Origin of the sequence: Streptomyces kebangsaanensis (assembly GCF_001906585.1) — a bacterium.
GTDB classification, from domain to species: domain Bacteria; phylum Actinomycetota; class Actinomycetes; order Streptomycetales; family Streptomycetaceae; genus Streptomyces; species Streptomyces kebangsaanensis.
In genome coordinates this window covers 11,547-19,829 of sequence record NZ_JUJA01000162.1, presented here as the reverse complement: position 1 = coordinate 19,829, position 8,283 = coordinate 11,547, and the positions used below count along the sequence as shown (strand labels likewise).

8 protein-coding genes and 1 pseudogene are annotated in these 8,283 nt (G+C 74.5%); 5 read left to right on the top strand and 4 right to left on the bottom strand.

What is annotated here, in order from left to right:
* Positions 1 to 486 (bottom strand): annotated as a pseudogene (locus RH94_RS40965) (hypothetical protein); the annotation flags it as partial.
* 166 nt (positions 487 to 652) lie between these two features.
* On the bottom strand, positions 653 to 1,447 hold the full coding sequence (locus RH94_RS31380; protein WP_073951730.1) for an RNA polymerase sigma factor SigF: 795 nt from the start codon (positions 1,445 to 1,447) through the stop codon (positions 653 to 655).
* 287 nt (positions 1,448 to 1,734) lie between these two features.
* Between RH94_RS31380 and RH94_RS31375 the strand changes: the two genes are divergently transcribed.
* Together RH94_RS31375 and RH94_RS31370 are read left to right on the top strand one after the other, a co-directional pair.
* Positions 1,735 to 2,136 (top strand): DUF2795 domain-containing protein, encoded by a 402-nt coding sequence (locus tag RH94_RS31375; protein WP_073951729.1) that lies wholly within the window; start codon positions 1,735 to 1,737, stop codon positions 2,134 to 2,136.
* 168 nt (positions 2,137 to 2,304) lie between these two features.
* Complete coding sequence (locus RH94_RS31370) at positions 2,305 to 2,859, top strand: type 1 glutamine amidotransferase domain-containing protein (protein WP_073951728.1); 555 nt, start codon at positions 2,305 to 2,307, stop codon at positions 2,857 to 2,859.
* Positions 2,860 to 2,976: 117 nt separating this feature from the next.
* Here RH94_RS31370 and RH94_RS31365 read toward each other — a convergent pair whose 3' ends face one another.
* Positions 2,977 to 3,255 carry a DUF6158 family protein gene (locus RH94_RS31365; RefSeq protein WP_073951727.1) on the bottom strand — a complete coding sequence of 93 codons (279 nt, stop codon included), beginning with the start codon at positions 3,253 to 3,255 and terminating at the stop codon, positions 2,977 to 2,979.
* Between the two features lie 57 nt (positions 3,256 to 3,312).
* Between RH94_RS31365 and RH94_RS31360 the strand changes: the two genes are divergently transcribed.
* Positions 3,313 to 4,428: a baeRF2 domain-containing protein gene (locus RH94_RS31360; protein WP_073951726.1), complete on the top strand. Its 1,116-nt coding sequence runs from the start codon at positions 3,313 to 3,315 to the stop codon at positions 4,426 to 4,428.
* Between the two features lie 9 nt (positions 4,429 to 4,437).
* Here RH94_RS31360 and RH94_RS31355 read toward each other — a convergent pair whose 3' ends face one another.
* Complete coding sequence (locus RH94_RS31355) at positions 4,438 to 6,057, bottom strand: ABC-F family ATP-binding cassette domain-containing protein (protein WP_073951725.1); 1,620 nt, start codon at positions 6,055 to 6,057, stop codon at positions 4,438 to 4,440.
* 130 nt (positions 6,058 to 6,187) lie between these two features.
* Here RH94_RS31355 and RH94_RS31350 point away from each other — a divergent pair, with 130 nt between their 5' ends.
* Both RH94_RS31350 and RH94_RS45080 read left to right on the top strand, forming a co-directional pair.
* On the top strand, positions 6,188 to 7,681 hold the full coding sequence (locus tag RH94_RS31350; RefSeq protein ID WP_073951724.1) for a bifunctional phosphatase PAP2/diacylglycerol kinase family protein: 1,494 nt from the start codon (positions 6,188 to 6,190) through the stop codon (positions 7,679 to 7,681).
* A gap of 106 nt (positions 7,682 to 7,787) precedes the next feature.
* The coding region (locus RH94_RS45080) for a class I SAM-dependent methyltransferase (RefSeq protein WP_234426158.1) at positions 7,788 to 8,283 on the top strand (496 nt) is incomplete at its 3' end.

The window sequence follows — 8,283 nt, the reverse complement described above, 5'->3', positions numbered from 1 at the left end:
GTCGTCGCGGGACGGGCCGCCGGAAGCCTGGCCCCGGGACGGGGCATGGGAGGAGGGGTCGCGTGGGGCCTGGCCCTGGGCGGGGGCGTAGGAGGGGGCGGGGCGCGACGGGGCGTGCGGGGCCGGGTCCTGGAAGGGGTCGCGGAAGGGGGCCTGCGAGGACGGGGACGGGGCGCGGAAGAAGTCATCGGCGAGGGTGTCCCGCAGCAGGGGGTCCTGCGGGGCGCCCGGAAGGGCGAGGTCCGGGGGCGCCCCGGGCGCCCCGCCGGGGAAAGCGCCCCCGGACGGTCCGGACGGCGCCGCGGGGCAGACGTCGGCGCCGTCCGGACCGCAGTCGGCGGGGAGGGCGACCTCCGCGCCGGGCTGACGGGCGTACGGCCGGTGGATCTGGGCGGCCGGGTGCGCGGAGGCGGCCGGTGCCGCTGCGCCCGCCATAAGTCCGGTCAGGACGACGACGGGCAGTGCGCGGGCGGTGGTACGGCGCATGAGCGGGGCTCCTTGGAGCGACGGCGGCGGACGGCACGGGGTGCGTGCCCTCTCCACCCATCACAGCCGCCGCCCTCGCGGGCCGCGCGCGGCAGGGCCCCATTCGCAGGACACGGACCACCTGTCGGGTGACGCCCGCGGGCCCGCCCCCGGCCGTGCGCGGCGGCTACACGCCCTCCCGCATCACCTGGTCCCGCAGCCGGTCGCAGCACCGGTTGATCAGCCGGGAGACGTGCATCTGCGAGATGCCCAGCTGCTCGGCGATCCGGCTCTGGGTCATGTCGCCGAAGAACCGCATGTACAGGATGGCCCGCTCCCGTTCGGGCAGCGCCGCCAGCCGCGGCCTGACGGCCTCGCGGTCCACCACGGTGTCCAGCGCGGGGTCGGGCGAGCCCAGGGAGTCGCCGAGCGAGTAGCCGTCCTCGCCACCGGGCAGCTCCGCGTCGAGCGAGAGGGCGGTGAAGCTCTCCAGCGCCTCGAGGCCGACCTGTACGTCCTCCTCGCCGAGGTGGGCGTGCTCGGCGATCTCGGCGACGGTGGGGCTGCGGCCCGGGACGGTCTGGGCGAGGTCCTGGGCGGCGAACCGGACGCGGTTGCGCAGGTCCTGCACCCGGCGCGGGACGTGCATCGTCCACATGTGGTCGCGGAAGTGCCGCTTGATCTCACCGGTGATGGTGGGGACGGCGTAGCTCTCGAAGGCGTGGCCGCGCCCGGGGTCGTAGCGGTCGACCGCCTTGACCAGGCCGAGGGCCGCGACCTGGCGCAGGTCCTCGAAGCTCTCGCCGCGGCTGCGGAAGCGGCCGGCGAGCCGGTCGGCCATGGGCAGCCAGGCCCGGACGATCTCGTCGCGCAGGGCGTCGCGCCGCGGCCCCGCCGGGAGCGCGGCGAGCCGGCGGAAGGCCTCGGCGGTGTCGGGGGCGTCGTCGTGGGGGTGGTGCCTGGCGCTCGCTCGCGTTCGCATGGTGCCTCGCAGCTCCCTCGGAGTGCTCTGGGGTGGACGGTCACCGTGGGTGCGCGGGCGCGGTCCGGACCGGCCGCGCACGCGGCGGCGCCGGGCGCCGCTCGCACGGACGTGCCTCCGGTCCGAAGCACTGGGACTGCGCCTGCCCCCGGTCTCCGCTCGCAAACGCCCGGCCGCCGGGGGGAGTCCGCGAGCCCCCCCCGTCCGTGTCATCCCGCTCCGGAAAACCCGTGTCGGCTCCCTGTGCACGGGTACGCGGGGGCCACCCCGACGATCTGGAGGGAGACATGCAGCGAGGCAGTGACCGGCTGAGTGTCCACCGTGACGATGAGATGAAGCACGAGCTGCAGGGCCTGCTCAGGTCCGGCCATCCCACGCGGAGCGAGGAGTGGCACGACCCGGAGCCGACCGCCGAGGACGACCCGGAGGTCTGGGGCGGACCGGTGGCGCCGGGCGGCTCGAGGGCGTCCCTGGAGACCGTCCGCCTGGAGTTGGCCCGAATCCTGGGCCGCAGCGCCTTTCCCGCGAGTTCGGGCGAGCTGGTCCGCGTGCTGCGCGGCAAGAACGCGCCGGACGCGCTGGTCGAGGCGCTGGAGCGGCTGCCGCGCAAGGCGCGCTACGCCAATGTGCAGGAGCTGGCGAAGGAGCTGACGCACACCGAGCGGCCCGCCCGGGAGGACCGTGGGTAGGGCCGCGCCGGGCGGGCCCGTGCGGAAAGGCGGAAGGTCCCGGCGTGACGGCTGGATCCGTGAGGGACGTGAGGACGCCGGCGCCGACGGTGGCCGCGAGGACGGAGAAGAAGCGCGCCGGGGGCCGGCCGGGCCCGTCGGCGGGCGACGAAAGGACGTGGAAGCACCATGCGCATCGCATTTCTGACCGCTCCCGAGGGCGTGGAGCAGGTCGAGTTGACCGAGCCGTGGAAGGCGGCGAAGGACGCCGGTCACGAGACCGTGCTCGTGTCGACGAAGTCCGGTGAGATCCAGGCGTTCAACCACCTGGACAAGGCGGACACCTTCCCGGTGGACGCGGTCGTCGGCGAGGCGTCCCCGGACTCCTTCGACGCGCTCGTCCTGCCGGGCGGCGTGGCCAACCCCGACTTCCTGCGGATGGACGAGAAGGCCGTGGCGTTCGTACGGGGCTTCTTCGACCAGGGGCGTCCGGTGGCCGCGATCTGCCACGCGCCGTGGACGCTGGTCGAGGCGGACGTCGTACGGGGCCGGGAGCTGACCTCGTGGCCGAGCCTGCGGACGGACATCCGCAACGCGGGCGGCACCTGGGTCGACGAGCAGGTGAAGATCTGCGGGAACGGTCCGAACAAGCTGGTCACCAGCCGCAAGCCGGACGACCTGAAGGCGTTCTGCGAGGCGTTTCTGGAGGTGTTCGCCGAGAAGGCCGGGAGCAGGGCCGGCTGAACGGGGCCGGCCACGGCCGAGCGGAGGGCCGCGGGTAGCCGCCGGGCGTGGCGCCCGCCGACGCGCCGCAGGAAGCGCGCCGGCGGACACGACCGGTGGACCGCCCGGGACGCCGTTTCAGGTGCGGGGAGTCGCGGACTCCCCGCATCCGCGTTCCCGGGCCCCTTCGCGGGTGCGGCCCGCGGCGACCGTGCGACGGGGGTTGCGGCGCAGGTACTCCCCCTCGAGCTGCGCCATGCGTTCGTTGTGGGCGCGCAGCGCGTCGTTCGAGCCGTACAGCAGGGTGTCGTGACGCGTGCGGTGGATCGTCTCCAGCTCCTTCATGAGCTGCTGGTCGTCCAGCCGGCCCGGGTCGACTCCGGTCATGGCGTTGCCCCGCTCGTCGTGTTCGTTCATGCGGTCCGGGTACCCGCCCGGCGTGCACTGCCACCGAACGGCCTCCGGGAGGGAGCCATGGATCTCGCTTTCCTGAATCCACTGTACGAACACCCGGGCCCCTGGGCCTCCGTGTACGTCGACACCTCCCGGCGTACGGAGGACACGGCCCGTGAAGTGCACCTGACGGCCCAGGCGATGGTCCGGGAGCTGTCGCAGCGGGGCGCGGACGAGGCCACCTGCCGGGCGGTGGAGGCCGCGATCGAGGACTTGCGCCACTCCCCCGATCCGCACGGGCGGGCCCTGTTCGCGCGGGCCGGGAACGTCGTGCTCGATCCCATGCTGGCGCGTCCCCCGCAGGGCGGCAGCTGGGCCGCGTGGGCGCCGCTGCCACGCGTCGGACCGCTGCTGGACCTGGCGGGCGAGGACCCGGTCGCGATCGTGGCGTACGTCGACCGCAAGGGCGCGGACTTCGAGCTGCGCAGCGCGCTGGGCCGGCAGAAGGCCGGCGCGGTGGTGGGGCAGCAGTGGCCCATCCACCGCACGAGCAGCGCCGACTGGTCGGAGCGGCACTTCCAGCTGAAGGTGGAGAACACCTGGGAGCACAACGCGGTGGAGATCGCCGACGCGCTCAGCGTCTGCCAGGAGGAGACGCGGGCCGATCTGCTGGTCCTGGTCGGTGACGACCGGGAGCGGCGCGAGGTGCGCGACCGGCTGCCCAAGCGGCTGCACGGCCGTGTGGAGGAGGCCGCCCACGGTGCCGGCAGCCGGCTGCTGGACGAGCACGTGGAGCAGATCCGCGCCGAGCACGTGCGCCGGCGGGTCGAGGCCGAGCTGGACCGCTTCCGGGCGGCCCGGGCCCCGGACGACGAGGGCCGCTCCGGCGCCGCCGAGGGCGTGCCCGCGCTGGTCGAGGCGGCCCGCGAGCAGCGTCTGGAGGAACTGCTCGTCCGCCCGGACGGCGCCGAGAACCACCGTGACGTGTGGGTCGGCGAGGACCCCGGCCAGCTGGCCGTACGCCGTACGGAACTGAAGATCCTCGGCGAGCAGCACTCCTGGCCGGCCCGCGCCGACGACGCCCTGCTCCGCTCGGCGGTCGCCACCGACGCCACGGCCCTGTCACTGGCCCCGGCGGTTTCCGCCGACGAGGACGTACCGGCGGGCGGCCTGGGCGCGATCCTGCGCTGGAGGTGACGGCCCGGACTACCGCGCTCGCTCCACCCGTCGCTCGTCCCACACCGGTTCCGGGCTCTCGCGGACCCTGCCGTCGCTGCCGAAGACCAGGTAGCGGTCGAAGGAGCGGGCGAACCAGCGGTCGTGGGTGACGGCGAGGACCGTGCCCTCGAACACCTCCAGGCCCTCCTGGAGGGCCTCGGCCGACTCCAGGTCGAGGTTGTCGGTGGGCTCGTCCAGGAGGAGGGCCGTGGCGCCGGCCAGTTCCAGGAGCAGGATCTGGAAGCGGGCCTGCTGGCCGCCGGAGAGACGATCGAAGGCCTGTTCGGCCTGGCCGGTCAGCTCGTAGCGGCGCAGCCGGGACATGGCGGCGCCGCGGTCCTGGGAGTACTCCTTCCAGAGGATGTCGAGGAGGGTGCGGCCCTCCAGCTCGGGATGGGCGTGGGTCTGGGCGAAGTGCCCGGGCACCACCCGCGCCCCGAGCCTGTACGTCCCGGTGTGGGCCACGTCCTCGCCGGCCAGCAGCCGCAGGAAGTGCGACTTGCCGGAGCCGTTGGAGCCCAGGACGGCGACGCGTTCGCCGTAGAAGACCTCCAGGTCGAAGGGTTTCATCAGGCCGGTCAGCTCCAGGCCCGCGCAGGTGACCGCCCGCACGCCGGTGCGGCCGCCCTTCAGGCGCATCCGGATGTCCTGCTCGCGGGGCGGCTCCGGTGGCGGGCCGGCCTCCTCGAACTTGCGCAGCCGGGTCTGGGCGGCCTGGTAACGGGAGGACATCTCGTGGCTGACGGAGGCGGCCTGGCGGAGGTTCAGGACCAGCTTCTTCAGCTGGGCGTGCTTCTCGTCCCAGCGCCTGCGCAACTCCTCGAAGCGGGCGAAGCGTTCACGCCGGGCCTCGTGGTAGGTGGCGAAGCCGCCGCCGTGCACCCAGGCGTCGGCGCCGGCCGGCCCGGGTTCGACCGACACGATCTTCTCGGCGGCACGGGCGAGGAGTTCGCGGTCGTGGGAGACGAACAGCACCGTCTTGCGGGTCTCCCCCAGACGCTCCTCCAGCCAGCGCTTGCCGGGCACGTCGAGGTAGTTGTCCGGCTCGTCGAGCAGCAGCACCTCGTCGGTGCCGCGCAGCAGCGCCTCCAGCACCAGCCGCTTCTGCTCACCTCCGGAGAGGGTGCGCACCTGCCGCCACTGCGCCTTGTCGTACGGCACGCCGAGCGCGGCGGTGGTGCACATGTCCCACAGCGTCTCGGCCTCGTAGCCGCGCGCCTCCGCCCAGTCGGCCAGCGCCTGCGCGTACTGGAGCTGGGCGGCCTCGTCGTCGACCGTCATGAGGGCGTGCTCGGCCTCGTCGACGGCGCGGGCTGCTTCCCGGATGCGCGGCGGGGCGACCGACACGAGCAGGTCGCGTACGGTCGTCCCGTCCCGCACGGAGCCCACGAACTGCCGCATCACGCCGAGGCCGCCGCTGACGGTCACGGTGCCGCCGTGCGGCTTGAGCTCACCGGAGATCAGCCGGAGCAGGGTCGTCTTGCCCGCCCCGTTGGGCCCCACGAGAGCCACCACGGCCCCCTCCCCCACCCGGAAGGACACATCGCCGAGCAGCGTCCTCCCGTCAGGCAGGTGGTATTCGAGGTGCGCGGCTTCCAGATGTCCCATGGCCACGCATTCTGTGGCCGCCCCCGGCCCCGCGGCAAACACTTATCGCTCACCGCCGGCCCTGTCCCGGCGGACACGGCGGCTTCCCCCCACACACAAGAAACGGCTGCTTCAGGGTAACCGTCCCCGTATGAGCCCAGACGTCGACCTCACCGCCCCGGCAACCGGCACACGCGCCGTTCTGAAGCGCCTGCTGACAGCGGACTGCCGGCTGTTCGAATTCGTGGCCGAACGCCGGTGGCCCGGCGCCGAGCCCGTACTGCCGCGGCTGAGCCGCAGCGCCAACCACGGGGTGCTGTGGTGCGCGGCGGCCGCCGCCATCGTCGCGAGCCGCACCCCGCGGGCCCGCCGCGCCGCGGTCCGCGGCCTGGCCTCGCTGAGCCTGGCCTCGCTGACCATCAACACGCTCGGCAAGCGTTCGGTGCGCCGTCCCCGGCCGGTGCTGGACCCGGTGCCGCTCGTGCGGCGGCTCAAGCGGCAGCCGATCACCACCTCCTTCCCGTCCGGGCACGCCGCGTCCGCCGCCGCCTTCGCGACCGGTGTCGCCCTGGAATCCCCGGCCTGGGGCGCGGCGGTGGCGCCGGTCGCCGCGTCGGTCGCGCTCTCCCGCGTCTACACCGGCGTGCACTTCCCCAGCGACGTACTGGCCGGCGTCGCCCTGGGCGCGGGCGTCGCGTTCGCCGTACGGGGCATCGTGCCCACCCGCGCCCAGCTCGCCCCGCCGGCCCGCCCTCGCGCCGACGTGCCGGCGCTGCCCGGCGGCGAGGGCCTGGTGCTCGTCGCCAACAACGGCTCGGGCACCGCCGACCGCGCCCGTGCGCTGCGCGACGCGCTGCCGAAGGCGGAGGTCGTCGAGTGCGAACCGGATGACGTCACGGCCGAGTTGGAGAAGGCGGCGGGCCGCGCCCGGGTGCTCGGGGTGTGCGGCGGCGACGGCACCGTGAACGCGGCCGCCGAGACCGCCCTGCGCCACGGTCTGCCGCTCGCGGTGCTGCCCGGCGGCACGCTCAACCACTTCGCCTACGACCTCGGCGTGGAGGACGTACGGGACCTGAGCCGGGCCCTGGAGAACGGGGACGGCGTGCGCGTGGACGTGGCCAGCTTCCGGTCCGGGAACAAGCGGGGCGTCTTCCTCAACACGTTCAGCCTGGGCGTGTACCCGGAGCTGGTGCGCGAGCGGGAGCTGTGGACGGACCGGATCGGCAGCTGGCCGGCCGGGGTGCTGGCGGCCCTGAAGGTGCTGCGCGCGGACCGCCATCCGCTGCGGGCCGAGTTCCAGGGCCGGCCCCACCCGCTGTGGCTGCTGTTCGCCGGCAACGGCACCTACCACCGCATGGGGCTCGCCCCGGGCCGCCGGCTCGACCTGGCCGACGGGGTGCTCGACGTCCGGGTGGTGCACGGGGGCCCCAGGCCGGCCCTGCGCCTGCTGTCCGCCGCCCTCGCGGGCCCGCTGACCCGCTCCCCCGCCCACGCCGCGGTCCAGGTCGGCCGGCTGCACCTGACCGGAATCGCGCCCGGCACCCTCCTCGCCCACGACGGCGAGGTGACGGAGGTGGAGGACGAGGTGTGGCTGGAGAAGCTGCCGGAGGCGCTGACCGTGTACCGGCCGCTGCCCGGGAACTGACCCCCCGTCAGCCCGTATGGCGAAACGCGGGTCTCACCATTCGGCACGCGCGCGTACCGTGGACCGTACCGCCCCGCGGGGCCGGGCGACGGGAAGGGGTACAGCCATGCCGAAGCAACGGGACACGGCCGTCTACACGCACGGGCACCACGAGTCCGTGCTGCGCTCGCACACCTGGCGCACCGCCGCCAACTCCGCTGCCTACCTGCTCGGCTCGCTCGAGCCCCGTATGAGGATCCTCGACATCGGCTGCGGCCCGGGCACCATCACCGCCGATCTCGCGGAACTGGTCCCCGACGGGCACGTCACCGGCGTCGACCGGGCGGCGGGCGTCCTGGAGCGGGCCCGGGCCACGGCCGGTGAGCGCGGGCTGTCCAACGTCGACTTCGCGGTGGCGGACGTGCACGCCCTGGAGTACCCGGACGACACCTTCTGCGTCGTCCACGCCCACCAGGTGCTGCAGCACGTGGGCGACCCCGTGCGGGCACTGCGCGAGATGCGCCGCGTGACGAGACCCGGCGGCTACGTCGCCGTCCGCGACGCCGACTACGCGGCGATGACCTGGTACCCGCGGGTGCCCGGCCTGGACGACTGGCTGGACC